This window comes from Rhodococcus wratislaviensis, assembly GCF_900455735.1.
Classification (GTDB): Bacteria; Actinomycetota; Actinomycetes; order Mycobacteriales; family Mycobacteriaceae; genus Rhodococcus_F; species Rhodococcus_F wratislaviensis.
The window spans coordinates 600,316-627,158 of record NZ_UAUI01000022.1; the positions used below are offsets into that span (position 1 = coordinate 600,316).

Genomic DNA, 26,843 nt, shown 5'->3' on the forward strand with positions numbered 1-26,843 from the left:
AACGAGTGACAAGGAGTCCAGATGACTGTCGGCCCTGACCGACTTCGAGACAAGGTCGTCCTGCTGACGGGTGCGACCGGTGGTATCGGCGCCGAGATCGTGCGAAGGCTCGCCGACGAGGGTGCTCACGTCGTCCTGACCGATCTCGAGAAATCGGCCTGCCAGGAATTGCTCGATACTCTCACCCAGCCCGAGCGACACGCGGCGCTCGCCCTCGAGGTCTCCTCCGAGAAACAGTGGGAAGACGTCGTGGCAGCAACCGAGAGCACGTTCGGCGCGCTGCACGCCCTGGTCAACAACGCTGCCATCGGCAGCGTCGCAACGGTCGACGAGGAAACCCGATCCCATTGGGATCGGGTGATCGGCGTCGGCCAGACCGGCACATGGCTGGGTATGAAACATGCCGGCCCGCTCATCGAGCGGAGCGGCGGCGGTTCGATCGTGAACATGTGCTCGATACTGGGGACCGTGGGCGGTCTGGGCAACAGCGTTGCCTATGCAGCCGCCAAAGGCGCAGTCCGGACGATGACGAAGAACGCCGCCCTGCACTGGGCGAAAGCGGGAGTGCGCGTCAACTCGCTGCACCCGGGATTCATCGGTACGCCCCCGCTGCTCGAGCGCTGGGAGGGCAGCGAGCGTCACCGCGAAATGCTGGCCGGCACACCGATGGGCCGTCTCGGGCGGGGTGAGGAGATCGCGGCCGTAGTCGCCTTCCTGGCCGGCGACGACTCCACATTCGTCACCGGGTCGGAGATCTACGCCGACGGTGGGTGGACGGCGGCCTGAGCGAGACAGAAGAACATGGCCTCCGCGTGATGCGGAGGCCATGTTCTTCTGTGTAGCGGCCGGAGCGTCAGCGTAGGCGGCACAGCGTCTTTCCCACGGTGCGGCCGTGCAGCATCGCGACGATGGCGTCCGGCGCCGACTCGAGGCCGTCGAACACGGTCTCCTCGACAACGAGACGACCGTCGCGGAGGTAGCTCCCGACCTCGGCCCGCATGTCGCCGAGCAGATGGTCGTAAGCACCAGCTCGGAAACCCCGCACCGTGAGGTTCTTCGCCACGATCTGAAAAAGATTGCTCGGACTCGCCGCCGCCGTGTCCGCGTCATAGGAGGCGACAGCGCCCGCCATGGCCACCCGACCGCCTGGTCGGAGGTGATACAGGGCGGCCTCGAGATGCGTTCCACCCACGTTGTCGAAATACAGATCGATGCCGTTCGGTGCCGTGCTTGCGAGGGCTTCGGCCAGGTCCGGGCTGTGGTAGTCGAATGCGCCGTCGAGTTTCAGTTCGTCCAGGAGGAACCTGACCTTCTCGCCGGAACCGGTGCTGCCGACCACGTAGTGACCTCTGAGCTTCGCAATCTGGGCGGCGAGACTGCCGACCGCACCCGCGGCCGACGAGATCCACACGACGTCTCCACTCGTGAGTCCACCGATGCACTGCAATCCCACGTACGCCGTGAGCCCGGAGCTGCCCAGCGCTCCGAGATAGGATTGCGGCGGGTGCACGCTCGTGTCGAGGCGAGTCACGCCGCCGGCCCCGGCCAAGGTTTCGCTGCCCTGCCGGACCACCGCGAACTCACGGAAACCCTTGATGTGCAGAACCGTATCGCCCGGCTCGAAGCCGGGGTCGCGGGACTCGAGTACCTCGCCGACAGCCAATCCGGTCAGCGTCTCCCCGATGCCGAACGGCGGCAGGTAGCCTGCCGGGCCGGAAGGGCCGAGACGTATCCTGACGGACGGGTCGATCGACAACCACGAGTTGCGAACGAAAATCTCACCGGGCTCCAGTTCTTCGGGAACCGTCACCACGTCGAGGTGGAAGTCCGATGGCCGGACCTTCCCCTGGGGGTGGCGCGCCAGTTTCAGCTCATGACTCTGCACAGGAATCCTTCCGCACTCAGACCACGGAGAAGACGTCGCGGTCGTCTCGTCTTCGGACTGCGAGCCGACCGCGATCGACCAAAGTGTCGAGGTGCGCGAGGGTCTCACAGATGGCGATCATTTGATTGAACGGGTCGAGAGTGGAGAACGGCCTTTCGCGACGGGTCCACGTGACCGCGTCTGCGACGGCAGTCGCGGTCGCCGGCCCGAGCGAGACCAGCGCGTTGCGCATGGCCGCGAAACGCCGGTCATGATGCGCGAGAAGTTCTTCGACGCGCAGGTGCACGCTCGGTGTCGGATCTCCGTGCGCCGGCAGCAGTTGCGAGTCGGGGCGTTCGAGCAGTCGGGTCAGCGACTCGAGGTAGCGCCCCAACGGCAGATCCCACTCACCGAGTTCGAAGCCGATCGACGGTGTGATCGTGGGCAGGACGTGGTCGCCACTGAAGAGCAGCCCCTGCTGTTCATCGTGAAAGACCATGTGCCCCTTAGTATGCCCCGGCGTGTGCACGACGTCGAGTGCGTGCCGTCCGATCCGGAGCGGACCGGCCGTGAGCCAGTGGTCGGGCTGTTCCCAGTCCGAGGGGTAGAAGGGTTCCGCGGCGGTCAAGACCTCGACCGTGTCTGCCAGGAGGGGGGCACCGGCGCGGCGGAGTTCGCGCAGAGAATCCGTCGGCACGTTACTGCCGAGTGCACTGACGGCTGCCAATCCGTCGGCCTCGGCCATCCCGAGGTGGACGCGGGCGCCGTGACGACGGCGGAGTTCGATCGCGAACGTGTAGTGATCGCGGTGCACGTGAGTGACATAGATGTCGTGAATCTGCTCGGTGCTGTGCCCGATGTGGAACAGTGCGCGCTCCATCTCGTCGAAAGTCGTGTCGACTCGCCAGCCACCGTCGACGAGGGCCAGGCCGTCCTCGGTCTCGAGGGCGTAGACGTTGACCGCTCCGAGGCCGTCATCGGGCATCTGGAGGGGCACTCGATGCACACCGGGCGCCACCTCGTAGCAGCCCGGTTCCATCCAGTGCGCCCTCATGATCGACCGCTGTCCACTTCGACCATCGTTTTCTCCTCGCCCATGACGAGGATGCGCTTTCCCCGCATCTGGCCGACGTTGTCCACTGCGGCTTGCCATTCCGGGCTGGCGAGCGCGGCATCGAGGTCCTCGCGGGAGTCGAAGCTCAGAATCGAGACGCCGTCCCATTCCCGTGACCTGTCGTCCATCGCGTCGAGCACTTCGGTGTGCTGCCATCGCCGCAGCCCTGGGAGCGGGTAGGTCACGTCGGCATGTTCGCCGCGCCACCACTGGATGAACTGCTCATGGCTCCAGTCGTGCGGACGGGCGGCCAAGACGATCAAGTTGTACATCATCACTCCGTAACTGACCTGAATTTGGTTCAAATCTCGAGGGAAAGGAGAGCCACCCCTCCGCACACGCCCGCATCACGCGCGGACGATGCGCAGGGTGGCGTCTCGAACGTGCTGGTTGAGCTGGTCGAGGGTCATGTCCCCGTCGGGTCGGTACCAACGCCACACGCTGACGACGAGTCCGAGGATCAGCCGGGCCATCAGTCGCGGATCACTGTCGGCGAATACGCCTGCGCCCATCCCCCGCGCGATGAGGAGCGACCACTCTTCTTCGATCGAGTTCACCAGCGCGCGTGAGGTCTGGCGCTCGGCCTCTTCCTTCTCGGATTGGCGGGGAGTGGCGAGCAGGTCCATATGACTCTGGAGGATGCGCCGCTGAAGGGCGTCCCGCGGGGTCGCTTCCAGAGCGCTGGTGACGGCGGCACTCAACGCCTCGACCGGGTCGTCGACGCCCTCGATCGCGGCAGCGAATCGCTCGAGTGACTGCGCCAGTTCGAGACGCATGATGGTCAGCAGGCAGTGACCCTTCGACTCGAAATAGTGATAGAGCGCCGTCTGACCGATGCCGACCTCGTCGGCGATCGACGCCCACTTCGTATGCTCGAAGCCGACCTCCCCGAAGCGTTCGATCGCGGCTGTCAGGATCAACCCGCGCTTCGAACGCGGACCATCGCGGAGCGTCATGGCTTCTACGGACACTGAATCCCCATCCATCGGTTGGTTGTCGGGTCGGTACCGGTCAGACTACCTGAACTGAGGTCAGGTCGGGTCGAATCAGCGGCTCTCGCTACTGGTGAGCAGGCGTGTTGCGAGGTCCACCGCATCCGGTCGAGACAGCTTCCCCACCCGGTTCTGCGGCAGATCGTCGATCGTGAAGACGAACTCCGGCCACTTGAACTTCGGGAACTCGATGTCCCCGAGGTGCGCAACGACCTCGTCGAGGGTAATCGGATCGCCGGTGCTCACGACCAGGGCCGCCGCACGTTCACCGAGTAGCTCGTCCGGCACCGGGACCACGCACACCTGGGACACGGTCGGGATGCGTGCGATCGCGGCCTCGACCTCGTTGATGTCGATGTTGCGGCCCCCGCGAATGATGATCTGCTTCTGGCGCCCCATCACCCGGATGCTGCCGTCTTCGGCCACTTCGACGAGGTCGCCGGTAGGCAGGAATCCGTCCGCGGTGAGTTCCGGGGGTGCGGGAACACCTGCCCGTGCATAGCCGACGAAGAGGGAGGGCCCCTTGACCTGGGCATCGCCCACCCGGCCCGGTGGCAGAGGAGCGCCGTGTGCGTCGACCGCTCGGACGACGGTCCCGGGGAAGGGACGACCGTCCCGCCCGAGCCGGACGTCCGGTACGTCCGCGGGCAGCGGGGTCGTGTGCCCGAGACACTCGGACATACCGAACACACGCAGGAACGTGGTGCCGAGGGTCTGTTCGGCGCGACCGAGCGCGCCGGCATCCATTGGACCGCCGCCGACGGTCATTGCGCGCAGCGACGCGAGTGCTCCCGCAGCGTCCGGCGCGACGGCCAGCTGAAGAGCCATGGTCGGGACGAGCATCGTCCAGGCGACCCGGTGTTCCCGGACGATCTGGAGGGCTGTCGCAGGCTTCCAGCCGTCCATGCAGACCATCGGCGCGGCAAGCATTGCGGGGAGATAGAGCCCGAAGCAGAATGCCGCTACCGACGAGAGTGGTACGAACGCCGCGACGGGATCCCCGGGTTCGAGGCCGACCGCCTCGATCGTGCAACGGCAGGCATAACGAATCGCGGATTCCGACTGCACCACGCACTTGGGATGTCCGGTCGACCCGGACGTCATCGCGATCGCAATTCCGCCGTTCCACCGCTCGACGTCACTGACCGGTGATCGCGACCAGCGCATCACCCAGCCGGCCGGTGCGGTCGCTTCCTCGCAGAACCGGTCCTCCGGTACACCCCAGTGCGCGAGCGACTGCCGGTCGGCGATCACGACGTCGGGTGTGATGTCGTTCAACGCCACGATGAATTCCGACGGGGTGGCATGCCGGCTGAACACCGCAATCAGACCGCCGCGCAGTCCGACGGCGATTGCCGCGGCGAGCGTGCGCCACGTGTTGTCAGCCTGCACGAGCACGGTCGGCGAGCCACCCGTCGCGGCGTCCAACTGGGCGGCGAGCTCGGTTGCCGCCGCGACAACCTCCGCCATCGTGTGCTCCCCCGTTGCATCGACGACTGCGATGTCATCCGGAGAATTCGCTGCGCGAGCAACGAAATCGCGTGCCAGCTCCCACATTCCGCCGACCTTCCATTGAAGTGAACTAGTTTCATTATTGACTATGACACGCACCGTACCCAGCTTTCGTCCGTCACGGAATCACGACGGCTCTCCCGGTGATCTCGCCGCGCCGCAACCTCGCATACACGTCGAGGACGTCGTCCAATGGGTACGTGGTCGCCTCGACGGCCAGCAGACCCTTGTTTGCGAGGTCGACCACGGCCTCGAGGTCTGCGCGAGTTCCCCAGAACGGCGCAGTCACCTGCCAGCCCGTCGCGAGTCCGACGTCTTTGCCCACCGTGAGCCGGCCGCCGGCGCTGCCGACAGTCACCAGTCGTCCCCCGGGGGCGAGCAGCTGCGCCGCCGATTCCATCGTGTCCGGCGCTCCTACGAAATCGAAGACGACGTCAGCGCAGTGAAAGCCGGCGGTACCGGACCGAGATGTCGCAACCTCCGCAATGTCCGACACCGCCACGTCCGCCCCCAGCCGACGCGCAAGGTCGCGTGAGCTCTCACGCGGATCGACCGCAATGATCGTGCCTGCGCCCAGTGCGCGGAGAACCTGGACCGCGATGTGGCCCAGTCCCCCGACTCCGACCACCACGGAAACGGAGTCGGCGTCGACGAGATCCCGATTGGTACGAACTGCGTGATACGCCGTCAGGGCGGCATCGGCGAGTGGGGCGGCACTCTCGGGGGCGAGTCCGTGGGTGCGGACCAGGCACCGTCCCGAGGGAACGGTCATGGTGTCGGCCAGACCACCGTCGTAGCCGATGCCGTTGCCGATCGCGGCGAGACGGCCGTCCTCGCGTTTGCTCAATTCGAAGCAATAGTTCTCGCGGCCTCGGCGGCAGTTGCGGCATCGCCCGCACGACCAGACACCATGGACGACGACGGATTCGCCGATCCACGACTTGTCGGCCTCCGGGCCTGCGCCGACCACGGTTCCCGCCACCTCGTGCCCGAGGGTGAACGGGAGGGAATAGTCGAATACTCCCGCGGGTGCGTCCATCACGTGCAGATCGGATCTGCACAGTCCGGCGGCGTCGACGCGGAGGAGCAGCTGATGCCCCTGCGGTTCGGGAACAGGGATGCGCACAACGCGCGGACCGTCGCCCCAGCTGGTCAGGCGTACTGCGCGCATCGTCGGAACTGCCATGAGTGTCACCTTTGCCTACCGTGCGGTCCAGCCGCCATCGACCACCAGAGTCTGACCTGTGACGTATGACGACGCGTCCGATGCCAGGAAGAGCACGGCGCCGTCCACTTCGCCGGGGCGTCCGCCGCGGGCGAGCATCGTGTTGCGGCGCACCCAGTCCGCCGAGCGCTGGTTGCTGAACAGTCCATCGGTCATTTCCGTGTCGAACCAACCCGGCACGATGGCGTTCACGCGGATGCCGCGTCTACCCCACTGCCCGGCGAGCTCACGGGTCAGCCCGAGCACGCCGGCTTTCGATGCCGCATAGCTCGCACCGCCGATGGGTGCCGTCGAGACGAGCCCGACGACGGAGGAGATATTGATGATCGATGTTGTCTCGCCCGCCGGTGTGGCCGAGGCGACGCACGTGGCGAGATGAAATCCCGCGGCCAGATTGACGTCGAGAATCGAGGAGAATTCCTCCGGGCTCTCGTCCTCGGCGTTCGGTCTGCCGGGTCTGCCCGCGTTGTTGACGAGGACGTCGATCCGCCCAGCCTGCGAGAGGGCCCGATCCACGAGCGCGCGCCGGTCCGAGTCCACGGTGATGTCGCACTCGACGGGGACGACCCCGTCGACCTCGCCGGCCAGCGCCGCGAGACGCTCGACTCGGCGGGCGGCGGCGAAGACCGTCGCGCCTGCCGACGCCAGCGTCCGCGCGAAGCCCATTCCCAGTCCGGACGATGCACCCGTGACGACGGCGACGCGACCGCTCAGCTGGAACAGCTCGGGTACCTGCATGTGGTTGGCTCCTACTCGTGTTCGTGGCACGCGCGCGTCAGTAGACGGCGGTGCGGCCGCCGTCGACCGGGATGACGGCACCCGTGGTGTAGCCGGCTCGGTCGCCGGCCAGATGCACGACGAGGCCCGCGATTTCATCCGGGTGCCCGAGTCGGCCGGCCGGGAGTCGGTCGATGATCTTGCCGACGAACTCGTCGTCCCAGTCCGCCGCCATATCGGTTGCGAATCCGCCCGGCATGATGCAGTTCACCCGTACCCGGGGCGCGTATTCCTGAGCGAAGGCCATCGTCAGCGCGTTGAGACCGTTCTTCGACGCCGCGTACATCGCCTCCGGCGGGCTGGGCCGCAGTGCGCCGATGCTCGAGATGTTGATGATCGAACCGCCTCCGGCCGCGCTCATCCTGGCACCGGCCACCGCCATGAGCCGGAACGGGCCCTTGAGGTTGACCTCGATCGTCTTGTCGAAGAGCGACTCGGAGACCGACTCGAGGTTCGGCGACAGCGGAGCGATGCCGGCGTTGTTGACGACGATGTCGAGACTTCCGAACTGCGTGAGAATGTGGTCGACGGCGAGTTCGATCGCGTCCCACTTCCCGACGTGCAGTGCGAGCGGTTCGGCGATGCCACCGGTGTCCCTCGTGATCGCGAGGGCCGCGGAGATGCACGCGTCCTCCTTGCGGCTCGACACGATCACGGTGGCTCCCGCGGCGGCCAGCCCGCTCGCGATGGCGTATCCGAGCCCTCGGGTGGCCCCCGTGACGAGTGCGACCTTGCCTGTCAATTCTCGCGTGGCGTTCATGCGTACTTCTTCAGTTCGAGACGCGCAATGGTGCGCAGATGGACTTCGTTCGGACCGTCGGCGATCTGCAGTGCCCGGGTGATCGCATACAGCCGGGCCAGGATCGTGTCGTCACTCACCCCGGCCGCGCCGTAGGTCTGGACGGCGTGGTCGACCACTCGATGAGCGACCTCCATGGCCGCAACCTTGATCGCGGCGACTTCCGACCGGGCGGCGGCGTTGCCGCGGGTGTCCATCAGCCACGACGACTGGAGAACCAGCAGCCGGATCTGGTCGATCTCCATCCGGCTGCGCGCGATCCACTCCCGTACCACACCGCGATCAGCGAGCGGCGCACCGAAGGCAGTGCGCTGCAGAGCCCGTCGGCACATCAGCTCGAGGGCGCGCTCGGCCATGCCGATCGCTCGCATCGCGTAGTGCATGCGCCCCGGCCCCAGCCGGCCCTGCGCAATCGCGAAACCGTCTCCCTCGGCGCCGAGCATGTGGTCGGCCGGCACCCGGACATCCGTGAACTGGACCTCGCCGTGACCGAGCCGGTCCCGGTACCCGAACATGGGCAGATCGCGAAGGACCTCGATACCGGGAGAATCCGCGGGCACCAGGATCATGCTCTGCTGCCGGTAGGTCGGAGCCTCGGGATCGGACTTGCCCATGAAGATGACGAGCTTGCAATCAGGGTCGAGAATGCCTGAGGTGTACCACTTCCGGCCGTTCAGGACGTACTCGTCGCCGTCCCGGCGGATGGTCGACGTGATGTTCGTGGCGTCCGAACTCGCCACATCCGGTTCCGTCATGGCGAACGCCGACCGGATCGTGCAGTCGAGGAGCGGCGCGAGCCACCGTGACTGTTGTTGCTCGGTGCCGTACATGGCGAGGATCTCCATGTTGCCGGTATCGGGTGCCGAACAGTTGATGGCCTCGTTGCCGATCACCGAGCGTCCGACCATCTCGGCGAGCGGGGCGTACTCGAGGTTGGTGAGACCGGCGCCCCACCCGCCGTGCGTCATGAAGAGATTCCACAATCCGAGCTCGCGCGCCTTCGCCTGCAGGTCGAGCATGACCTTGGGCTGCTCGTGTGGGTTGTCGTTCGACTTGATCTGCTCGTCGTACACGGCCTCGGCCGGATAGACGTGCTCTTCCATGAAGTTCCGCAGCTGCTCGAGCAATCGCTCGGTGCGCGCGGAGTATTCGAAGTCCACGTGAGGTCCTCTCTGTTCCGTCATCGCGTCACGCGGTGGACGGAGGTTGATCAGGCAAGTAGCGCAGTCCCGCTGCGGATGAGCTGCGCGATGGTGTCGGGCAGCCGTTCCTGGTCGGGGTCGTGGTGGCGGCCTTCGCGGTGCCGGCGCAGGTTGTGGCCCATGATCGCCGCCATCTTCAGACGGCCGAGTGCGTTGAACCAGTTCATGTCCGGCAGCGCCGGGTGATCCCCGGTGTAGAGGTCGATCAGTTCGTCCTCGGACGGCAGGTCCGGCACCGCGCGCCCCACCCCGGGAAAGTTCGCACCGTCGGCGAACACGAGGAACCAGCCCAATTCGACCCGCGGATCGCCCAGGCTCCAGATCTCCCAGTCGATCAAAGCCACCGGCTCCGTGCCACGGGCGATGATGTTGCCCAGCCGGTAGTCACCGTGTACCAACGTCGGTGCCAGCGCCTCGGGAAGATCTGCGGCGAGGAGGCGCAGGAGTTCGTCGCCGCCGCTGACGAGGTCGGGGGGAACGGCATCCAGGGTTCGTTTCCACCGCGCCAGCTCCGCACCGGGTGACAACGGATCTCCGGCCGCCAGGATCGTGTCGACCGGCACCGCGTGCAGCAGCGGCAGCACCGCGGCGGCCCGGCGCATCCGCGCCGCCGCGACAGCCGGTTCGACCGGAGGCGAATCGAGCACCGGCTCGAGTGACTCCCCGGCCACGCACTCCATCGCGAACCACGCCGGGCCGTCCTCGTCGACGGCGACGATCCGGGGTACGGGGACCTCTGTCGCCCCCAGAGTTTCCATGATCCTCGCCTGGCGCACCATGTCGTGTCGCCCGATGGGGCGTTGCCCCTCGGGAACCGCCTTGACCACGAGGTCGCCGTCGCTGGTCTGCACCTTGTACGTCAGACCCGAATGCCCCCCGAGCAGCGGCTCGAGTGTGCCGACGTCCAGACCGGGGTTCTGCTCGCGCAGCCGATGCGCCACACGGTCGTCGAGGGTGATCGTTGCGCTCACGCGCGCGGCTCCCTCGGCAGGCCGAGCACGCGCTCGGCGAGGATGTTTCGCTGGATCTCGTCGGTACCGCCCGCGATGCGATACCCGGGCGCGCCGAGCACATGCTCCGTCCACGCGAACGTTCCCCACTCGCCCGAGTCGGCGATCAGATCGCGCCCCAGCAACAGCCGGACGACTTCCGATGTACGTGCCATGGTGTCGGTGGCGAGCAACTTACCCACCGATGCCTCGGGACCGGGGTCCTTGTCGGCGACGACTGCCGCGGCCACCCGCATACCGGTCACCCGCTGGACGTAGCTGCGCGTCACGAGATCCGCGACCTTGTCACGTTCGATTTCGGTCAGCTGCCGGTCGAGGTGATGGGCCAGTTCGACGGCGTGATCGGCATTGGCCAGACCTAGGTTCCCGGCGTCGAGTCGTTCGGCTGCCAGTACCGTCAGGGCGACCGGCCAACCCTCCCCCACCGGCCCCAGCCGGTAGTCGTCCGACAGTTCGACGCCGTCGAGGTAGACCTCGTTGAAGGAACTGCCCCCGGTCATCTGGCGGATGGGCCGGACGGTGACTCCCGGAGCGTCCATCGGGATCAGGAAGACGGTGAGGCCTGCGTGTTTGGTCGCGTCGGGGTCGGTGCGGCACACCGCGACCCCGACGTCGGCGACCCGGGCGCCGGACGTCCAGACCTTGTGCCCGGTAATCGTCCACCGGCCATTCCGTTCGACTGCCCTCGTCCGTACCGCGGCAAGGTCGGATCCGGCTTCGGTTTCCGAAAACAGCTGGCAGGCAATGATGTCGGTCCGAAGCATCGCACGCACATACCGCTCGCACTGTTCCGGTGTTCCCCATTGGGCGATCGCCGGAGCGACCAGTTGCTGAGTCACCGAGAACATTTCGGTCCGGCGCGGCACGTCGAATGCGTTCTCCTCCCGCCGGAACGCGAGCACGTAGGACATCGGCAGACCACGGCCACCGTACTCGGCCGGCCAGTTCATCGAGCCCCAGCCGGCGTCGAACTTCGTCTGTTCGTACGCCCGGATATGGTCGGTCTCGTCGCGCTCCTGCTCGGCCGTCCAATTCTCGAAGACGGCGACCGAGTCGGATCCCACTCCCCATTTGATCTGGGTGCGCGGTTCCGCGACAGTTCTCAGCCACGCCCGCGCTTCATCCACGAACTGGTCCAGGTCGGGCATCGTTGCTTGATTCATGGCTCTTCCTCAGACGGACAGGACGGTGCAGGCACTGATTCCGGGCGCACCGTAGACGTGGGTGAATCCGACGCGCGGGTGTCCGGGAACCTGCCGGGCACCGGCCTCCCCGCGCAATTGCGTGACGATCTCGTGTATCTGCCGGAGGCCGGAGGCACCGATCGGTTCCCCGTTGGCGATACATCCGCCGTCGGTGTTGATCGGGATTCGGCCGCCGATCTCCGTCTCGCCGGCCGCAATCAGTTTTTCTTGTTCGCCGTGCTCGCAGAATCCGCATTCGGCCATGTGCATGATCTCGGCACCGCTCTCCGTGTCCTGGAGTTGCGCGACATCCACATCCGAGGGACCGAGTCCGGCCTGCTCGAATGCGGCGGCGGCGGTGGACGTGCTCACACTCGACGGGGTTCCCTGGCCCTGAATCGACGGACCGAACACCTCGAAGGAACCGAACCGGCGGGTACCCGCCGAGATTCCCCGTATGTGCACCGGTCTTCCGCCGAGGCGCCGGGCGGCGGCCTCACTCGCCACGACCACGGCGGCTCCGCCCTCGCCGGGCGAGCAGAACATGTATCGCGTCAGCGGGTCGTTGACCATGTCCGCTGCGGCGATCGTCTCAGCGGAAATCGGTTCGCGGCGCCAGGCATTCGGGTTCAGCGAGCCGTTGCGATACGCCTTCTCCGCCACGGCGGCCAGAGTCGGTGCGCTGATCCCGTGTTCGCGCATGTAGCGCGCGATCTTGATGCCGAAGAACTGGGTGGTGACCATCAGGCCTGCCTCGCCGTAGCCGACGGGCAGACCCCAATCCTGCGGTGCCGGGTCGAAGGCGCCGCGCGGATGCTTGTCGAAGCCGACCGCGAGTGCGATGTCGGCGGCCCCCGAGCGAATCGCGTTGACGGCCGACACCAACGCACTACCGCCGGTCGCGCAACCGTTCTTGACGTTGGTGAAAGGTATGCCGGTGAGCCCGAGCTCGGCGACCAGGGTGTCGGCGAGCCCGGACCCGTCGCTGCCACCGAATGCGACCTGAACATCGGTCCACGCGATGCCTGCGTCGGTCAGCGCGGACGCAATTGCATCCAGCGCCAGCCGGCGGCCGCTCTTGCCCGGCTGACGTCCGAACTTCGAGAGTCCGGCCCCGACGATCGACACGGCGGACATCAGCGGATCTCCTTCAGATAGGCGTCGGTGGCGAAGTGGGGCACCGGTGCCGTGGCGATCAAGGTCACCGGCGCCCCGTCGTCCAACTCGTCGAAGTCGTGGCATTCGAGCACGGCTTCGATCCTGATTCCCTCGGGGAGTTCGACGTATCCGACGGCGAACGGCGCGAAGCCGTTCGGCGGCGGGACGTACGGCGGAGATTTCGGGGCGAACCGCTGAACCGTGTACGCCCAGACCGTTCCGCGTGTGCTCAGAGTGAACGGCGACATCGCCGGTCGTGAGCACTGCGAGCACAGACTGGTGGCCGGGAACGCGACAGTCGAGCAGTGGGAGCACCGGCTCGCGCCGAGCGCCGGCGCGGTGTGTGTCTCGCCCATCCTCATCCTCTCCTCGGGATTCGTCGTCGGTGTCGGATCAGCGACCGACCCAGACCGGCTCACGCTTTTCGAGGAAGGCGTTCACGCCTTCGCGTGCGTCCTCGGACTGCAGCGCATTGCCGACGGCGAGGTGCTCCATCACCATCAACGACTGGATGTCCGCGTCGAGACCGCGGTCGATGCACATCTTGGTGAGCTTCATCATGAACGGGCTCTTGTCGACGATCGGGGCGATGAACTCGGCGACAAGCTTGTCGAGGTCTTCGGCCGGCGCCGAGGCGTTGATCAGGTCGAAGGCCTCCGCCTCCTTGCCGGTCAGGAGTTTCCCGGTCAGCATGAGCTCCTTGGTCTTCCGAATGCCGATCATCCGCGGGAGCCGGTAGATCGGGCCTGCCCCACCGAACAGCGCGCGGCGGATGTGGAAGTCGCCGATGCGAGCGTCCTCGGCGGCGACGGCGAAGTCGCAGGAGATCATGAGCTCGAAACCGCCTGCGGTGACGAAGCCTTCGAGGACCGCGACGGACGGCGTGTTCATCGAGTACAGGCGGTCGCACACCTTGGCGGACAGCACGGCGACGTCCATCGCGGTGGTGGAGCCGACGTACTTCTCGCGCAGTTCGTCGAGATCGAAGCCCGAGCAGAAGGTGCCGTCGCGTCCACGCAGGACGAGCACCTTGAGGCTGGGGTCGTTGTCGACCTCCACGATGATCTCGTCGAGGCGATGCAGCAGCTCGACGGTGACCGCGTTCTTCTTGTGCGGGCGGTTGAGCCATACGCGGGCGACGTCGCCGTCCTTCTCGAGCACGATGTGGTCGGTGTCCACCATGTCGGTGTCCTTTCGAGGGAGAAACTGAACTGGATTCACTTCAGTTCTACTGGGTGGGAGATGGTCCGTCAATAGGGCGGAGCAAGAGGTTTCGATTCAGCCGGGGGGAGGTGCTGGGATTCAGAGCCCGACGAGATCCGCGACGCGTCTGCGGTGCGCTCGTGAATCACCCAGAAGCGGTTCGTCACCGAGCGCGCGGCGAACGTAGGAATGCGCCGCATGTTCCCAGGTGAAGCCGACACCGCCATGCAATTGCACGGCCTCGAGGGCGGTGCCGATCGCGGCCTCGGTGCAGATTGCCCCCGCGACCGCGGCCGGGAGCGCCGCGGAGTCCGGGTCTTCCGAGAACACGGCGGCCGCATACCGCGCCGCCGATCGAGCCTTCTCCAACTCGACCAAAGTGTTGGCCAGTCGATGCTTGACGGCTTGGAAGGAGCCGATCGCTCGCCCGAACTGGTGGCGCTGCATCGTGTAGTCCGTTGTGCTTTCGAGTAAACGATCGACGATTCCCACATGTTCGCAGGCCAGCCCGATCACCCCCAGGCTGTGCAGTGATGCGGCCGTCCGCAGTGCGTCGCGGGGTCCGACGAGACGCACGGCGTCCGCGTCGTCGAAGAGCAGATTCGCCTGCCGCCGACTGGGATCGATGACCGGAAGCTCCGTACGCCGCATCGCGGCGGTACGCAGGTCGACCGCATAGAGGCCGGGCCCCTCGTCACCGCGCCCGAGTAGCACGACGATATCGGCCGCGCCGCCCTGCACGACGTTGGTCGCGCGGCCGGACACCGACCAGCGACCTCCGGCTCGGGTGGCGTCGACGAAATCGGTGTCCGGGCTCAGAGCTGTCACGGTGGCGACGAGTTCGCCCTGGACGACCCGCCCCAGCAGGTCGTCGACCTGCGGGCACCGGTCGGCCGCGAGCAGGGCGCGCACTCCCAGCGTCGCGGACGTGAGCACCGGTTCACAGACCAGCGCGCGCCCGCATTCTTCGAGAACGATCCCGAGTTCGACCACGCCGTAACCCAGGCCCCCGCGATCTTCCGGCACCGCCAGCGCGGCGACGTTCATCTCCTTGACGAGAAGCGACCACAACTCAGGGGAATAGCCGATCTCGGACTCGGCGGCGAGACGGCCGGCCTCGAGCGTCGAATGTCGATCCAGCAATTGGCGGACTACGGCCCGGATATCGTCGTGCTCGGCGACGGGCGTCATCGCCGGGGGTTCGGTCTCGGGCCAGGGACGGGCATGGGGGAACGGCATGGAACTCTCCTCTAAATTGACGTGAGTTCAGTTTAGTTTCGCGGAAGCTGCCGCGGCAAGAACCCTCGACAAGCCCCACCGGGTTGAACTAAGTTCATTTCATGACCGATGCACTCGTGATCGAGCGGTACTACGCGATCCTCGACAGCGGCCGGATCGACGACGCGGTGGCCCTGCTCGACGAATCGATCGAGTTCGCCATAGTCCTCCCGGGTACCGTCCGCCGGGGGTACAGCCGCGCCGACATGCTCGACTACCTGAAGGGACGGCCCCCGGTCGATCGACGACACGTGCTGCTCCGAACGAGCAGCGCCGGCGACGTCCAGTTCGCCTACGGTTCCGTCGTGGAAAACGACGTGAAGACGACCGGCTACTTCCTTGCCGCCATGCACCTCGACAGCGACGGCGCCATCGATGCGTACGAGGTGTCGTTCGATACGGAATTCAGCATTCTCACAAAGGAGTTGGCCCATGGGAAGCGCGACTGACCTGAACGAGACGACGTCTGCGACACCCGTGCTGGTCGCGTGGTTCGCGATCATGGATTCGGACGATCCCGACCGCGTCCTGAACATGATCACCGACGATTTCCGGATGTCGGTGCAATTCTCCACCGGCGGTGGGAATGCCGCCGAGTTCGTCGGGGATCGCGCCGGTCTCGTCGAGTACCTGCAGCAACGCGAGAAGAGTGTGCTCATACACGAGATCCTCGCGGGAGCTCGTGTCGGAGAGGTCGAACTGGCGCTGGGACGCACCACGCGGAACGGCGAGTTCGAGGCATCGTTCAACACCTCGGCGCAGCTCGACGGATCGGGCCGCGTACGGAGGTTGCTGATCTGCCGCACGCCCGAAATCTCGTTCGACCTCTGAAACAGCTGTGAGTACTTATTAACCGCGGGCGGTTAATAAGTACTCACAGGGGGTTTCGGTCAGGACGTGAGGTCGTACAGGGTCACGCCGTCGACGGTGACGGCGGTGAAGTTCTCCTGCACCCAGGTGGAGATCTCCGATGCCGTTCCGTCTCCACCCATTCCGCCGCCTCGGCCGCCGGAGATGAAGTAGTGGATCTTGCCGTCCGCCACGTACTGCTGGAACTGCTCCAGCGTGGGTGACGGATCGCTGCCGTTGAAACCGCCGATCGGCATGACCGGGTCCTCGGTGGCCAGCTGGTATCCGGATGCGCTGTTGGATCCGATCGCCGCTGCCACCCAGGTGTAGTTGCCGGAATCCTGTTCGAGCAACGACACCAGTTCCGCGCCGGGGGTGCTACCGGACAGCAGTCCCCCGGCGGCGCCGCCCATGGCACCCATACCGCCCGTGCCGTCGGTGGCACTTGCCGTCGCACCGTCGGTTGCGCCGGGTGCGGTGGTACCGCCGGGCATTGCCGGTGCGGTGGCACCGTCGGTGCGGCCGCCCATGCGTCCGGCACCGTCCATGCCGCCGGGGCCACCCATTCCGCCGGGGCCGCCGCGGGCGCCTTCGACGTTGGGTCCGGCCGAGACGATCGAACCGGTGTGCGGCGTCGCGATCGTGTCGACGGCGTAGGCCGTCGGTCCGGCGAGCCCGGTGAACAGTGCGGCCAGCGTGACCACGGCAGCGATGCGGCCCCGGGTCAGCGCCGGGATCAGCACGGCAACCGCGGCGACGACGCCGACGACGACCACCGCCCACTTCAGCCACGGCACGAACGACGCGCTGCGTCCGAGCAGAACCCAGGACATGGCAGCGGTGGCCAGCAGTGTCACCGCGAGAACCGCCCGCACCCACAGCGCGTCCCGTCGACGCCACAGCGTCACCGAACCGATCGCCACCAGCGCTGCCACCGCCGGTGCGAGCGCGACGGTGTAGTACGCGTGGAAGATGCCCGCCATGAAGCTGAACGTCAGCCCGGTGACGAGCAGCCACAACCCCCACACGAGGAACGACGCACGCTGGGTGTCGACGCGAGGCGCCCTGCCGCGCAGCGCGAGACCGGCGACCAGCAGGATCAGCGCGGCCGGGATCAGCCAGGCGATCTGACCGCCCTGAGCCGACTCGAACATGCGCGTGATGCCGGTGCTGCCCCACATACCGCCACCGCCGCCGGGGCCACCTGCGGGGAAGCCGCCACCCGCCATGGCCTCGCCGGCACCTCCCAACGCCGCAGTGGCGTCACCGCGACCGCCGCCGGGCGTGACGCTGCCGGTCTCCTCACCGTTCAACCGGCCGAGACCGTTGTAGCCCAGCGTGAGTTCGAGGATCGAGTTGTTCTGCGAACCACCGATCCAGGGCCGCGACGACGCCGGCCACAGTTCGACGATCAGCAGCCACCAGCCCGCGGAGACGATCATCGCGCCGAGCGCCGCGAAGCACTGGGCGAGGCGTTTGCCGAACTTCGGCGGTCCCGCGACGAGATAGGTCAGAGCGAGCGGCGGGACGACGAGCATCACCTGAAGCTGCTTGGTCAGGAATCCCAAACCGACGAACACGCCGGTCAGCACCATCCACCGGGTGCGTCCGTCCTCCACGGCCCGCAGCATCGCCCACACGGAGGCGATCATCAGCAGCACCAGCAGGGCGTCGGGGTTGTTGAATCGGAACATCAGCACCGCGATCGGCGTCAGCGCGAGCACGAAACCCGCGAGCAGACCGGCCGGGGCGCCGAACCACCGCTTCACCGTGGCGTACAGCAGGGCGACGGAACCGACACCGAGCAGGGCCTGCGGTACCAGCATCGCCCACGAGCTGAGCCCGAAGATCCGGACCGACAGCGACATCAGCCACAGCGACATCGGCGGCTTGTCGACGGTGATGGAGTTGGCGGCGTCGGAGGATCCGAAGAAGAACGCCTTCCACGACTCCGAACCCGCCTGGACCGCGGCGGCGTAGAACGAGTTGGCCCAGCCGGAGGCGCCGAGCCCCCAGATGTACGCGACCGCGGTCCCGGCCAGCAGCGCGGCGAGCGCCCAGGGCTCCCACCGCCTCCGGGCCGGGGGTGGTTCGGCCGCGTCGACCTTCGGTTGTTCGAGGGTCGTCGTCATGCGTGAGCTCCTTCGGGGCGTGCGTTCCGGAACACCCAGCGAAGGGCTATGAAACGGCTGATGGTGGCAACGAGATTGGCGAGAACGAGGACGGCGAGTTCGACGTGCTTGGACACGTCCGGGGCCGCCCAGTGGAGGACGTACAGCGAACCGCTGGTGAGGAGCAATCCGAAGGCGAACACGAGCAGGCCCTGCATCTGATGCCGGGCCGCGCCTTCGGATCCGCGGACACCGAACGTGAACGCGCGGTTCGCGGCCGTGTTGAGCACGGCGGTGACGAGCAGTGAGACGGCGTTGGCCCACTGCGCGCCCATGATCGGATGCAGGATCAGGTAGAGCAGCGCGTACGCGACGGTCGACGCGATGCCGATCACGGCGAACCGGGCCAGCTGCCCGACCATGCCGCGGGGAACTCCGGGCACCAGCGGCTCGCGACCGAAACTGTCGCGGAGGCTGCCGAGCGGCAGCGATCCGGTGGACAGGGCCCGGCCCACCCGCCACACCCCCTTGAGGTCGGCGACGGCGGTCGCGACGATGTCGACGCGACTGTCCGGGTCGTCCACCCAGTCGACGGGGACCTCGTGGATGCGCAGGCCTGCGCGTTCCGCGAGCACCAGCAGCTCGGTGTCGAAGAACCATCCGGTGTCCTCGACCAGCGGCAGCAGGCGCTGCGCGACGTCTGCCCGCATCGCCTTGAACCCGCACTGGGCGTCGGAGAACCGCGCGTGCAGGGCGCTGCGGAGGATGAGGTTGTAGCTGCGGGAGATGAACTCGCGCTTCGGGCCTCGGACCACCCGCGACGAGCGGGCGAGACGGGAGCCGATCGCGAGGTCCGAGTGCCCCGACAACAAGGGCGCGATGAGCGGCATCAGGGCGTTGAGGTCCGTCGACAGGTCGACATCCATGTACGCCACCACCTCGGCGTCGGAGGCACTCCACACCGCACGCAGAGCGCGGCCTCGCCCCTTCTCGTCGAGGTGGACGACGTGGATGCCGTCGATCTCGGCGGCCAGCCGGTGGGCCACGGTGAGGGTGGCGTCGACGCTGGCGTTGTCGGCGATGGTGATGCGGGCGGAGTAGGGAACGTTCTCGTCGAGGTGCCGCCGCAGCCGGCGCACGCAACGTTCGAGTCCGGCTTCCTCGTTGTAGACCGGCACGACAACGTCGAGCACGGGCGCGGTCTCGGAGGTTTCGGGGGTCTCGAGTCGTCCCATGGCGCCCGGTGCGCGGGAGAGGGAATTCGTCGTCATGCGTCCAAGATTCGTCCCGTACGCTCCGATGACTCTGGACGGAGGCTGGGAGTTTCCTGTGCGCTTCGCGCCCGTGAGTACTTATTAACCGCGGGAGGTTAATAAGTACTCACGGGGGGCGAAGCCGCATAATGGCGGCCATGGGATCTGTATTCAGCGCCATCATCAACGGAGATCTGCCCGGACGTTTCGTGTGGGAGGACGAGGACGTCGTCGCGTTCCTCACCATCGCTCCCGTCACGCAGGGCCATGCCCTCGTCGTACCCCGCAAGGAGGTGGACCAGTGGCAGGACGTCGACGGTGAGATCTGGACGAAGGTCATGGACGTCGCCCGCACGATCGGGCAGGCCGTCCGCCCCGCGTTCGACGCGCCGCGCGCGGGTCTGCTGATCGCGGGCCTCGAGGTGCCGCACCTGCACGTGCACGTGTTCCCGGCCTACGACCTCGGTGATTTCAACATCAGCAACGCCGAGCAGAACCCGTCCCAGGAATCGCTCGACGAGGCGCAGGCGAAGCTCAAGGCAGCGCTGCGCGAACTCGGCCACGCGGACAACGTCCCCGACTGACGGTCAGCTCGACCGCGGCAGTTCCACCCGGAACGTCGCACCCTCGCCGGGCCGGCTGTCGACGGTCACCGACCCGCGGTGGGCGGCGACCAGGGCCGCCACGATCGACAGGCCCAGGCCGCTGCCGCCGCTCTCCCGGGTGCGGGAGGCGTCGGTGCGGTAGAACCTCTCGAACACCCGGGCCGCGTCCTCCTCACTGAGTCCCGGTCCGGTGTCGGCCACCTCGAGCACGACGCTGCGTTCGGTGGTGCTCAGCCGCACCGTCACGTCCGCGGTGGCGGGGGTGTGTTTGACGGCGTTGGCGAGCAGGTTGCCGAGGACCTGCCGCAGCCGGGCCTCGTCACCGATCACCTCCGGGGTCCCGGGACCGGGACGGACGTCGAGCGCGATGGACCGGTCGGGGGCGACGGCGCGTGCGCCGTGCACGGCGTCCGAGGCCACCGACAGCAGGTCGACGGGCCGGGTCTCGAGGGGACGCTGGGCGTCGAGCCGGGCGAGCATGAGGAGATCCTCGACGAGGAGCCCCATCCGCGACGCCTCGCCTTCGATGCGACTCATCAGGGTTTCCGTGTCGGTCATCGCGCCTTGTCGATACAGCTCGGCGAAACCGCGGATCGTGGTGAGCGGGGTGCGCAGTTCGTGGCTCGCGTCGGCGACGAATCGCCGCATCTTCTCCTCGGAGCGGCGCGCCGATTCCTCCGACGCCTCGGTGGCGGCGAACGCGTGCTGGATCTGGGCGAGCATTCCGTTGAGCGCCACGGACAGTCGACCGATCTCGGTACGATCGTCCCGTTCCGGAACACGCCGGTGCAGGTCGCCCGAGGCGATTGCCGCGGCGGTCTCCTCCACTTCCACGAGGGGGCGCAGACTGCGCCGGACCACGAAGTAGGCGACCACTCCGAGCGCGATCAGCACGACCACGCCGATGATGAGTTGCAGGACGATCAGCCGATTCACCGTTTCGTCGTTCTCGGTGAGCGTCATCGCGACGGTGGTCTCGGTTCCGTCCGGCGCGGTGGTCGTCAGCACCCGCCACCGCACGTCGGAGTTGTCGGTGGAACCGACCGTCTCGGGCCCGGACGCGGGGTCCTCGGGCAGTGCGGGAGAAACGGATTCGTCGTTGATCTCGCGCAGCACCGTTCCGTTCGCCAGTGTCGTGCGGACGTAGAACGGGCTCGGCGGGCGGCCGGGGTTCGGTTCGTCCGGCGGCGGCAGGGGGCGCGACTTGCCGGGCTTCGCCCACCCCTGCGCCGCGTCGTGCAACTGGTGATCGACGCGGTTGGTCAGCGAATTCTCGAGCGCCGACGTCACCGCGACACCGGATGCGAGGAGCCCGAGCGCCGAGAGAAGCAGCACGGCGCCGACGAGGGTGATGCGCAGCGGCATCGCGCGAATCCACCGTCGCGCAGGACTGTTCGAGACAGCGGCGACCGCCTCGGCCGGCTCCCGAGGAGCCGCGGGCGCGGTCATCGCCGCGGTTCTCGCATCACGTAGCCGACCCCGCGGAGGGTGTGGATCAACGGAGTCTCGCCCGTGTCGACCTTCCGACGAAGGTAGGACACGTACGACTCGACCACCCCGACCTCACCGCCGAAGTCGTAGTTCCAGACGTGGTCGAGGATCCGCGGCTTGCTCAGCACGGTGCCTGCGTTGACCATGAAGTACCGCAGCAGCGTGAACTCCGTCGGCGAGAGCGACACCAGGTCGCCCGCCTTCCAGACCTCCCGCGTGTCGTCGTCGAGTTCGATGTCGGCGAACTTGATGCGGGCGGACTGCTCCTCCACCGACACCTTGCCGGCCCGCCGCAGGATGACGCGCAGCCGCGTCACCACTTCTTCGAGGCTGAACGGCTTGGTGACGTAGTCGTCCGCGCCGAGGGTGAGGCCGCTGATCTTGTCCTCCACCGCGTCCTTCGCGGTGAGGAACAGCACCGGAGCGTCCACACCGTCGGCACGCAGCCGCTTGAGCAGCCCGAATCCGTCCATTCCCGGCATCATGACGTCGAGGATGACGGCGTCGGGCCGGAACGTGCGGGCCGTGTCGAGTCCCTCGGCCCCAGTCGGCGCCGTCGCCACCTCGAATCCCTGAAATCGCAGACTCACGGAGAGCAACTCGAGGATGTTCGGTTCGTCGTCGACGACGAGGACGCGGGCTTCGACAGGCTTCTCATTCACGGAACCCATCATCACTCGTGACGCTGGATCGTCGCTGTAGGTTTCCTGGGAGATTCCTGTGAGCCGGTACCGCCGGCCCGTGCGGGTGGGATTCCGCTCGTCAGTTCACCACGATGTTGAGGTTGAGTACTACCCCGCCGAACGTCAGGATCGTGTTGGCCAAGCCGAGTGTGACGCCGCTGTTGAGTGCCCCGAGCAGTCCGAGCATCATGACCTCCATCGTCGCCCCTGGGAAGGGGTGGTTGCGCGCTGTCCGTGCGCGTTGCGGATGACACTAGGTCAACTCCGGAGAATTAGCGGCGACACACGCGAGCAATTTCCCTGAATAAAATCACCCATTCTTCTTCGCCGAAAAAGGGGCGAAATTCTCGGCGCATGAGCAAGGATGGGAAAGTTGCGCTCCGCGGGCCGGCGCCTCCGGGCGTCGCATACGTGACAACCCCGCTGTCGAGCCGACAGCGGGGTCGCGGGAGTGGAGTTGTCTTGACAGGCAGTAAGTTCAGGCGACGACGTTCAGGTTGAGCACCACTCCACCGAACGTTCCGATCGTGTTGGCGAGTCCGAGGGTGAATGCGCTGTTGATTGCGGCGAGCAGTCCGAGCATCATGATGTGCCTCGTTATCTTCCGTGGTATATGCACAGAATTCACTGTTTCGCTCGACAATAAATGAGGCGACATCGATCTGCGAGATATTCGGCGCATTCGCGCCCGTGCGCGCCGGAGGAGTGTGTGTACTCGCTCACCACTCACGGGCGCGGAGCGCCCCGTTGGGTACCGTGGAAATCGTCGACACGACATCCGGACGAGCGCACCGTACCCGGCCAGCGACAAGACGGTGCCCGGAGGTTTGTCATGGCGTGGATCGTGCTTGTGCTGTCGGGAATCCTGGAGGCCGTCTGGGCCACCGCCCTCGGCCGGTCGGAAGGCTTCACCAAACTCGGACCCAGCGTCGTCTTCGGCGTCGCGTTGATTCTCAGCATGGCGGGTCTGGCGTTCGCGATGCGCAGTCTCCCCATCGGAACGTCGTACGCGGTCTGGGTCGGCATCGGCGCAGCCCTCACGGTCGGGTTCGCGATGGTGACCGGCGCCGAAAGTTCCTCGCTGGTGAAGATCCTCCTGATCCTGGGCATCGTGGGATGCGTCGTCGGACTGAAGGTTCTGCACTGACCGGATCGTGACACTCGATGCTTGTGTGTCGCGGGTTACAGTAATTCCATGAACCTGGTGTCGTTGATGACCCTCCCGGTGCGCGTCGGTCTCGCGGCGGCCGATGTCGGTCTCGGAATCGCCGAAGCCAGCCTGGTGACCGTCCGGACGGCGGTCGCCGGGACCGGCGTGGTCACTGGGATGAGCACCCAGGGCAGCCCGTTGCAGGTGATCAGCCAGCTGTCATCGCTCGCGGCCAACGACCGGCCGCTCGGGCAGGCCCTCCAGCCGGGGGGTCCGCTCGACCGCCTGCTCGCTCCGGGTGGTCCCGTCGACCGTCTCACCTCGGAGGGCGGCACCCTCGAACGGCTGCTCGAGCCGGGCGGCCCGCTCGAGCGGGTTCTCGCCAAGGACGGCCCGCTCGACCGAGTGCTCGCCGAGGACGGCACCCTGGAACGGCTTCTCGCGAAGGACGGTCTGCTGGACCGTCTCACCGCCGAGCAGGGACCGCTCGAACGGCTGACCGCGCAGGACGGCGCCGTCGAGCGGCTCACGGCGCCGGGTGGACTCGTGGACCGGGCGCTCGCCGAGAACGGCATCCTCGAGACCCTGCTGTCGGAGGGTGGCGCGTTCGAACGTCTCATCGCCGAGGGCGGCCCACTCGACCAGATCGTCGCGCTGTCCGAGACGTTGACGGCGCTGGCGCCAAACCTCGAGCGGATGAGCGCCAGCATCGACCTGCTGCAGGAAACGGTGGGGATTCTCAGTGCCGCGGTCGGGCCGCTCGGCGATCTCGCCGGCAAGTTGCCGGGCCGCTGGCTCAAGGGCAAGGGCGACCGCCCGGGCGTCGACTACACACTCGGGCCCGCCTGATCCCTTGACCTGAACGTAACTCGAGGTTTTACGGTCGGGTCATGACTCGCATCGAAGGCCTCGGACCCGTCGGCATCTCACTGAACATCACACCGGACGAGACGTATCTCGATGAGGCGGCCCGGCTGGAATCCCTCGGCTATTCGGCGATCTGGTTGCGGGGCGGTCAGATCGACAGCCTGGACCGGATCACGGCTGTCGTCCGGGCGACGGACTCGATACCTGTCGCGACCGGCATCATCCCGGTCGACGTGTACGAGTCGGAGGCCGTCGCACAGCTCCATGCGGATCTACAGACCACGGCGCCGGACCGGTTCGTCGTCGGACTGGGCGGCCCGCAGGTCCCCCGGCCGCTCCGGGGGTTGAACGAGTATCTCGACAGGCTCGACCGGTCCGCTCCGCCGGTGCCGGCGGAGCGACGGATTCTGGCCGCGCTGGGCCCGCGCAAGCTGGAACTCGCGCGGGACAGGGCCGCGGGGGCCGTCCTGCTCCTCGTCACCCCCGACTACACCGCCGAGGCGCGGCGCATCCTCGGTCCGGACGCCACGCTCGTCGTCTCGCTGATGACGGTCCTCGGCACCGACGCCGCGCAGGCCCGCGACACCGCCCGCGTACCGCTCCGTTTCCTGTCCGGGGTGGGCGGCTACGCCACGAATTTCGTGCGGATGGGTTTCGGCGCCGACGACATCGCGGGGCTGAGCGACCGGCTCGTCGACGACCTGGTCGCCTGGGGCGACGCGGACGCGATCGTCGCGCGGGTCCACAGCCACCTCGCGGCCGGCGCCGATCACGTCGTCGTGAGCGAACTGGGTGAGGAGCCGGACGAGGTGGCCCGGCAGCTCGCGAGATTACTGCCGCTTCGTGCATAGGACCGACCGGCCGACAGCAGCCGACCGATGCCTCTGGTATGTATTTCGCATGACACGAACCATCGTTGCGCTGTTGATCCCTGCTGCCCTGCTGCTCGGGGCGTGCAGTTCCGAATCGGCCACCACCGAGGCCGAGTCCCCGGCGAGCGCAACGACCGAGGCCACCGAGGCGTCCTCCGCGGACCTGCCTGCAGTCGCTGACCTGTGCAAAGGCCTGCTCCAGTACGCGAACGGCGCGGAGGCTCGCGCGCAGCAGAGCGGCGAGACGTTCGACCGCACGAAGGCCCTCGACGACCTCTTCACCCAGTCGGCCGAGACGCCGGAGTGGAAGGACGCTCCGCAGGACCGCAAGGACCAGATGATCCAGGCCTACGACGCCGCCAAGACCGGGGCCTGCTGACCCGGCTTCGCAATCGAGGACCCGAACTGTCCTCAATCCTTCGTAGCGTGCTCACTATGACCGACACGACGAAGACCATCCGTCCGTTTCGCATCGACATCGCGCAGGAGCAACTCGACGATCTCGCCGATCGCCTCGCGCGCACCCGGTTCGGCACACCCCTCCCCGGTGACGACTGGGCGAGCGGTGTGCCCACGTCCTACCTGGTCGAACTCGTCACGTACTGGCGCGACGAGTTCGACTGGCGGGGTCAGGAGAAGTCGCTCAACACCATCCCGCAGTTCGTGACCGAGATCGACGGGCAGAACATCCACTTCCTCCACGTGCGCTCGCCCGAACCGGACGCCCTGCCCCTCGTCCTCACCCATGGCTGGCCGGGTTCTTTCGTCGAGTTCCTCGACGTGATCGGACCCCTCACCGACCCCGCGGCGCACGGGGGCGACCCCGCCGACGCGTTCCACGTGGTCGTGCCGTCGCTGCCCGGATTCGGATTCTCCGGACCGGTCCGCGAACCGGGCTGGGACACCAGCCGTATCGCTACCGCGTGGGCAGAGCTGATGAGCCGGCTCGGCTACCACCGCTACGGGGTCCAGGGCGGGGACATCGGTGCGGCCGTCTCCCCCGAGGTCGCCCGCATCGCCCGGGACGCGGTGGTCGGGGTGCATCTCAACGGCAACGTCGGAGTTCCGTTCCACGAGCTGGACGAGGCGGAGCGGTCCAGCCTGTCACCGTTGGAACGGGACCGCCTGGACCGGGTGTCCCGGTTCATGTCCGAGGAGTTCGGCTACATCTCCATCCAGTCCACGAGACCCGCGACTCTCGGTGCCGCGCTTGCCGATTCGCCAGTGGGTCAGCTCGCGTGGATCGTCGACAAGTTCCGCGAATGGACGTATCCCCGGGAGGCGCTCCCCCACGACGTCGTCGGCATCGACCGACTTCTCACCAATGTCATGCTGTACTGGCTCTCCGACACCGCGTCGTCGTCCGCGTATGTCGGCTACGCGCAGGAATCGTCCTGGGGCGCCGAAAAATCCGCGTCCGGGATCCCGACCGCGGTCATCGTCTTCGCTCACGACGTCGGCATCCGCCGCTACGCCGAACAGGAACACGCGATCACGCGATGGACCGACGTCGAGGACCGTGGCGGTCACTTCGCCGCACTCGAAGATCCCGAGACGCTGACCGCGGACATCCGGGAGTTCTTCGCCGGACTCCGCTGAGCGGGACACGACGAAACGCCGGCCCCGAGCAGCGGGACCGGCGAG

28 protein-coding genes and 1 riboswitch are annotated in these 26,843 nt (G+C 67.1%); of the genes, 9 read left to right on the top strand and 19 right to left on the bottom strand.

Annotated features, from left to right (window positions below; translation table 11 throughout):
* The first annotated feature begins 21 nt into the window (after window positions 1–21).
* The gene (locus DTA22_RS25260; RefSeq protein ID WP_112301290.1) at window positions 22–786 is read left to right on the top strand and encodes an SDR family NAD(P)-dependent oxidoreductase; all 765 of its coding nucleotides are present in this window, start codon (window positions 22–24) and stop codon (window positions 784–786) included.
* A 67-nt stretch (window positions 787–853) separates the two neighbouring features.
* Here the strand turns inward: DTA22_RS25260 and DTA22_RS25265 are convergent, their stop codons facing one another.
* The 15 genes from DTA22_RS25265 to DTA22_RS25335 all read right to left on the bottom strand — a co-directional run bounded on the left by DTA22_RS25265 (window position 854) and on the right by DTA22_RS25335 (window position 15,279).
* A complete protein-coding gene (locus DTA22_RS25265; RefSeq protein ID WP_112301291.1) occupies window positions 854–1,885 on the bottom strand; it encodes an NADP-dependent oxidoreductase in 1,032 nt (343 codons plus the stop codon).
* A 16-nt stretch (window positions 1,886–1,901) separates the two neighbouring features.
* Complete coding sequence (locus DTA22_RS25270; RefSeq protein ID WP_112301292.1) at window positions 1,902–2,903, bottom strand: MBL fold metallo-hydrolase; 1,002 nt, start codon at window positions 2,901–2,903, stop codon at window positions 1,902–1,904.
* Between the two features lie 11 nt (window positions 2,904–2,914).
* Window positions 2,915–3,250: an EthD family reductase gene (locus DTA22_RS25275; RefSeq protein ID WP_174233859.1), complete on the bottom strand. Its 336-nt coding sequence runs from the start codon at window positions 3,248–3,250 to the stop codon at window positions 2,915–2,917.
* A gap of 75 nt (window positions 3,251–3,325) precedes the next feature.
* Entirely contained in the window at window positions 3,326–3,934 is a 609-nt protein-coding gene (locus DTA22_RS25280) for a TetR/AcrR family transcriptional regulator (protein WP_112301294.1), read from the bottom strand.
* Between the two features lie 90 nt (window positions 3,935–4,024).
* Window positions 4,025–5,527, bottom strand: a complete 1,503-nt coding sequence (locus DTA22_RS25285; RefSeq protein WP_112301295.1) for a class I adenylate-forming enzyme family protein — start codon at window positions 5,525–5,527, stop codon at window positions 4,025–4,027.
* 73 nt (window positions 5,528–5,600) lie between these two features.
* Window positions 5,601–6,668: an NAD(P)-dependent alcohol dehydrogenase gene (locus tag DTA22_RS25290; protein ID WP_112301357.1), complete on the bottom strand. Its 1,068-nt coding sequence runs from the start codon at window positions 6,666–6,668 to the stop codon at window positions 5,601–5,603.
* 15 nt (window positions 6,669–6,683) lie between these two features.
* Window positions 6,684–7,445 carry an SDR family NAD(P)-dependent oxidoreductase gene (locus tag DTA22_RS25295; protein WP_112301296.1) on the bottom strand — a complete coding sequence of 254 codons (762 nt, stop codon included), beginning with the start codon at window positions 7,443–7,445 and terminating at the stop codon, window positions 6,684–6,686.
* 37 nt (window positions 7,446–7,482) lie between these two features.
* Window positions 7,483–8,244, bottom strand: a complete 762-nt coding sequence (locus DTA22_RS25300) for an SDR family NAD(P)-dependent oxidoreductase (RefSeq protein WP_065489208.1) — start codon at window positions 8,242–8,244, stop codon at window positions 7,483–7,485.
* A complete protein-coding gene (locus DTA22_RS25305; RefSeq protein ID WP_112301297.1) occupies window positions 8,241–9,443 on the bottom strand; it encodes an acyl-CoA dehydrogenase family protein in 1,203 nt (400 codons plus the stop codon). The genes DTA22_RS25300 and DTA22_RS25305 overlap by 4 nt, the downstream gene beginning before the upstream one ends.
* A gap of 50 nt (window positions 9,444–9,493) precedes the next feature.
* Window positions 9,494–10,456, bottom strand: a complete 963-nt coding sequence (locus tag DTA22_RS25310; protein WP_112301298.1) for a phosphotransferase family protein — start codon at window positions 10,454–10,456, stop codon at window positions 9,494–9,496.
* Window positions 10,453–11,658 carry an acyl-CoA dehydrogenase family protein gene (locus DTA22_RS25315; protein WP_235214533.1) on the bottom strand — a complete coding sequence of 402 codons (1,206 nt, stop codon included), beginning with the start codon at window positions 11,656–11,658 and terminating at the stop codon, window positions 10,453–10,455. The genes DTA22_RS25310 and DTA22_RS25315 overlap by 4 nt, the downstream gene beginning before the upstream one ends.
* A 9-nt stretch (window positions 11,659–11,667) precedes the next feature.
* Window positions 11,668–12,816, bottom strand: coding sequence for a thiolase family protein (locus DTA22_RS25320; RefSeq protein ID WP_112301300.1), 1,149 nt, complete (start codon window positions 12,814–12,816; stop codon window positions 11,668–11,670).
* Entirely contained in the window at window positions 12,816–13,193 is a 378-nt protein-coding gene (locus DTA22_RS25325) for a Zn-ribbon domain-containing OB-fold protein (protein WP_112301301.1), read from the bottom strand. Before DTA22_RS25325 ends, DTA22_RS25320 begins: the two co-directional genes overlap by 1 nt.
* A 37-nt stretch (window positions 13,194–13,230) precedes the next feature.
* A complete protein-coding gene (locus DTA22_RS25330; protein WP_112301302.1) occupies window positions 13,231–14,019 on the bottom strand; it encodes an enoyl-CoA hydratase/isomerase family protein in 789 nt (262 codons plus the stop codon).
* A 120-nt stretch (window positions 14,020–14,139) separates the two neighbouring features.
* Window positions 14,140–15,279 (bottom strand): acyl-CoA dehydrogenase family protein, encoded by a 1,140-nt coding sequence (locus tag DTA22_RS25335; protein WP_112301303.1) that lies wholly within the window; start codon window positions 15,277–15,279, stop codon window positions 14,140–14,142.
* A gap of 101 nt (window positions 15,280–15,380) precedes the next feature.
* Between DTA22_RS25335 and DTA22_RS25340 the strand changes: the two genes are divergently transcribed.
* Together DTA22_RS25340 and DTA22_RS25345 are read left to right on the top strand one after the other, a co-directional pair.
* Window positions 15,381–15,767, top strand: a complete 387-nt coding sequence (locus tag DTA22_RS25340) for a hypothetical protein (RefSeq protein WP_112301304.1) — start codon at window positions 15,381–15,383, stop codon at window positions 15,765–15,767.
* A complete protein-coding gene (locus DTA22_RS25345) occupies window positions 15,751–16,149 on the top strand; it encodes a hypothetical protein (protein ID WP_112301305.1) in 399 nt (132 codons plus the stop codon). Before DTA22_RS25340 ends, DTA22_RS25345 begins: the two co-directional genes overlap by 17 nt.
* A 59-nt stretch (window positions 16,150–16,208) precedes the next feature.
* On the opposite strand, the gene DTA22_RS25350 is transcribed toward DTA22_RS25345, so the two are convergent.
* Together DTA22_RS25350 and DTA22_RS25355 are read right to left on the bottom strand one after the other, a co-directional pair.
* Complete coding sequence (locus DTA22_RS25350) at window positions 16,209–18,299, bottom strand: ArnT family glycosyltransferase (protein ID WP_112301306.1); 2,091 nt, start codon at window positions 18,297–18,299, stop codon at window positions 16,209–16,211.
* Entirely contained in the window at window positions 18,296–19,549 is a 1,254-nt protein-coding gene (locus DTA22_RS25355) for a bifunctional glycosyltransferase family 2/GtrA family protein (RefSeq protein WP_112301307.1), read from the bottom strand. The genes DTA22_RS25350 and DTA22_RS25355 overlap by 4 nt, the downstream gene beginning before the upstream one ends.
* Before the next feature lie 140 nt (window positions 19,550–19,689).
* Between DTA22_RS25355 and DTA22_RS25360 the strand changes: the two genes are divergently transcribed.
* Entirely contained in the window at window positions 19,690–20,115 is a 426-nt protein-coding gene (locus DTA22_RS25360) for an HIT family protein (protein ID WP_174233860.1), read from the top strand.
* Window positions 20,116–20,118: 3 nt separating this feature from the next.
* Here the strand turns inward: DTA22_RS25360 and DTA22_RS25365 are convergent, their stop codons facing one another.
* Both DTA22_RS25365 and DTA22_RS25370 read right to left on the bottom strand, forming a co-directional pair.
* Complete coding sequence (locus DTA22_RS25365) at window positions 20,119–21,501, bottom strand: sensor histidine kinase (RefSeq protein ID WP_037241483.1); 1,383 nt, start codon at window positions 21,499–21,501, stop codon at window positions 20,119–20,121.
* 80 nt (window positions 21,502–21,581) lie between these two features.
* Window positions 21,582–22,298 carry a response regulator transcription factor gene (locus DTA22_RS25370; protein WP_167344067.1) on the bottom strand — a complete coding sequence of 239 codons (717 nt, stop codon included), beginning with the start codon at window positions 22,296–22,298 and terminating at the stop codon, window positions 21,582–21,584.
* Between the two features lie 772 nt (window positions 22,299–23,070).
* Window positions 23,071–23,132, top strand: a riboswitch (guanidine-III (ykkC-III) riboswitch).
* A gap of 10 nt (window positions 23,133–23,142) precedes the next feature.
* On the opposite strand from DTA22_RS25370, the gene DTA22_RS25375 reads away from it, so the two are divergent.
* From DTA22_RS25375 to DTA22_RS25395, 5 genes are read left to right on the top strand one after another with little or no spacing between them, the layout of a single operon-like run.
* Window positions 23,143–23,457: a DMT family transporter gene (locus DTA22_RS25375; RefSeq protein WP_009477809.1), complete on the top strand. Its 315-nt coding sequence runs from the start codon at window positions 23,143–23,145 to the stop codon at window positions 23,455–23,457.
* 48 nt (window positions 23,458–23,505) lie between these two features.
* Window positions 23,506–24,309, top strand: coding sequence for a hypothetical protein (locus DTA22_RS25380; RefSeq protein ID WP_005244499.1), 804 nt, complete (start codon window positions 23,506–23,508; stop codon window positions 24,307–24,309).
* A gap of 41 nt (window positions 24,310–24,350) precedes the next feature.
* Entirely contained in the window at window positions 24,351–25,178 is an 828-nt protein-coding gene (locus DTA22_RS25385; RefSeq protein WP_112301308.1) for an LLM class F420-dependent oxidoreductase, read from the top strand.
* A 49-nt stretch (window positions 25,179–25,227) separates the two neighbouring features.
* Window positions 25,228–25,578 carry a hypothetical protein gene (locus DTA22_RS25390; protein WP_037241490.1) on the top strand — a complete coding sequence of 117 codons (351 nt, stop codon included), beginning with the start codon at window positions 25,228–25,230 and terminating at the stop codon, window positions 25,576–25,578.
* Between the two features lie 56 nt (window positions 25,579–25,634).
* A complete protein-coding gene (locus DTA22_RS25395) occupies window positions 25,635–26,798 on the top strand; it encodes an epoxide hydrolase family protein (protein WP_112301309.1) in 1,164 nt (387 codons plus the stop codon).
* Window positions 26,799–26,843 lie beyond the last annotated feature (45 nt).

Coding starts and splice junctions, on each gene's coding strand:
- DTA22_RS25260 (WP_112301290.1), top strand. CDS start 22: ATGACTGTCGGCCCTGACCGACTTCGAGACAAGGTCGTCCTGCTGACG.
- DTA22_RS25270 (WP_112301292.1), bottom strand. CDS start 2,903: ATGGAACCGGGCTGCTACGAGGTGGCGCCCGGTGTGCATCGAGTGCCC.
- DTA22_RS25275 (WP_174233859.1), bottom strand. CDS start 3,250: ATGTACAACTTGATCGTCTTGGCCGCCCGTCCGCACGACTGGAGCCAT.
- DTA22_RS25280 (WP_112301294.1), bottom strand. CDS start 3,934: ATGACGCTCCGCGATGGTCCGCGTTCGAAGCGCGGGTTGATCCTGACA.
- DTA22_RS25285 (WP_112301295.1), bottom strand. CDS start 5,527: ATGTGGGAGCTGGCACGCGATTTCGTTGCTCGCGCAGCGAATTCTCCG.
- DTA22_RS25290 (WP_112301357.1), bottom strand. CDS start 6,668: ATGGCAGTTCCGACGATGCGCGCAGTACGCCTGACCAGCTGGGGCGAC.
- DTA22_RS25295 (WP_112301296.1), bottom strand. CDS start 7,445: ATGCAGGTACCCGAGCTGTTCCAGCTGAGCGGTCGCGTCGCCGTCGTC.
- DTA22_RS25300 (WP_065489208.1), bottom strand. CDS start 8,244: ATGAACGCCACGCGAGAATTGACAGGCAAGGTCGCACTCGTCACGGGG.
- DTA22_RS25315 (WP_235214533.1), bottom strand. CDS start 11,658: ATGAATCAAGCAACGATGCCCGACCTGGACCAGTTCGTGGATGAAGCG.
- DTA22_RS25320 (WP_112301300.1), bottom strand. CDS start 12,816: ATGTCCGCCGTGTCGATCGTCGGGGCCGGACTCTCGAAGTTCGGACGT.
- DTA22_RS25325 (WP_112301301.1), bottom strand. CDS start 13,193: ATGGGCGAGACACACACCGCGCCGGCGCTCGGCGCGAGCCGGTGCTCC.
- DTA22_RS25330 (WP_112301302.1), bottom strand. CDS start 14,019: ATGGTGGACACCGACCACATCGTGCTCGAGAAGGACGGCGACGTCGCC.
- DTA22_RS25335 (WP_112301303.1), bottom strand. CDS start 15,279: ATGCCGTTCCCCCATGCCCGTCCCTGGCCCGAGACCGAACCCCCGGCG.
- DTA22_RS25340 (WP_112301304.1), top strand. CDS start 15,381: ATGACCGATGCACTCGTGATCGAGCGGTACTACGCGATCCTCGACAGC.
- DTA22_RS25345 (WP_112301305.1), top strand. CDS start 15,751: ATGGGAAGCGCGACTGACCTGAACGAGACGACGTCTGCGACACCCGTG.
- DTA22_RS25350 (WP_112301306.1), bottom strand. CDS start 18,299: ATGACGACGACCCTCGAACAACCGAAGGTCGACGCGGCCGAACCACCC.
- DTA22_RS25355 (WP_112301307.1), bottom strand. CDS start 19,549: ATGACGACGAATTCCCTCTCCCGCGCACCGGGCGCCATGGGACGACTC.
- DTA22_RS25360 (WP_174233860.1), top strand. CDS start 19,690: ATGGGATCTGTATTCAGCGCCATCATCAACGGAGATCTGCCCGGACGT.
- DTA22_RS25365 (WP_037241483.1), bottom strand. CDS start 21,501: ATGCCGCTGCGCATCACCCTCGTCGGCGCCGTGCTGCTTCTCTCGGCG.
- DTA22_RS25370 (WP_167344067.1), bottom strand. CDS start 22,298: ATGGGTTCCGTGAATGAGAAGCCTGTCGAAGCCCGCGTCCTCGTCGTC.
- DTA22_RS25375 (WP_009477809.1), top strand. CDS start 23,143: ATGGCGTGGATCGTGCTTGTGCTGTCGGGAATCCTGGAGGCCGTCTGG.
- DTA22_RS25380 (WP_005244499.1), top strand. CDS start 23,506: ATGAACCTGGTGTCGTTGATGACCCTCCCGGTGCGCGTCGGTCTCGCG.
- DTA22_RS25385 (WP_112301308.1), top strand. CDS start 24,351: ATGACTCGCATCGAAGGCCTCGGACCCGTCGGCATCTCACTGAACATC.
- DTA22_RS25390 (WP_037241490.1), top strand. CDS start 25,228: ATGACACGAACCATCGTTGCGCTGTTGATCCCTGCTGCCCTGCTGCTC.
- DTA22_RS25395 (WP_112301309.1), top strand. CDS start 25,635: ATGACCGACACGACGAAGACCATCCGTCCGTTTCGCATCGACATCGCG.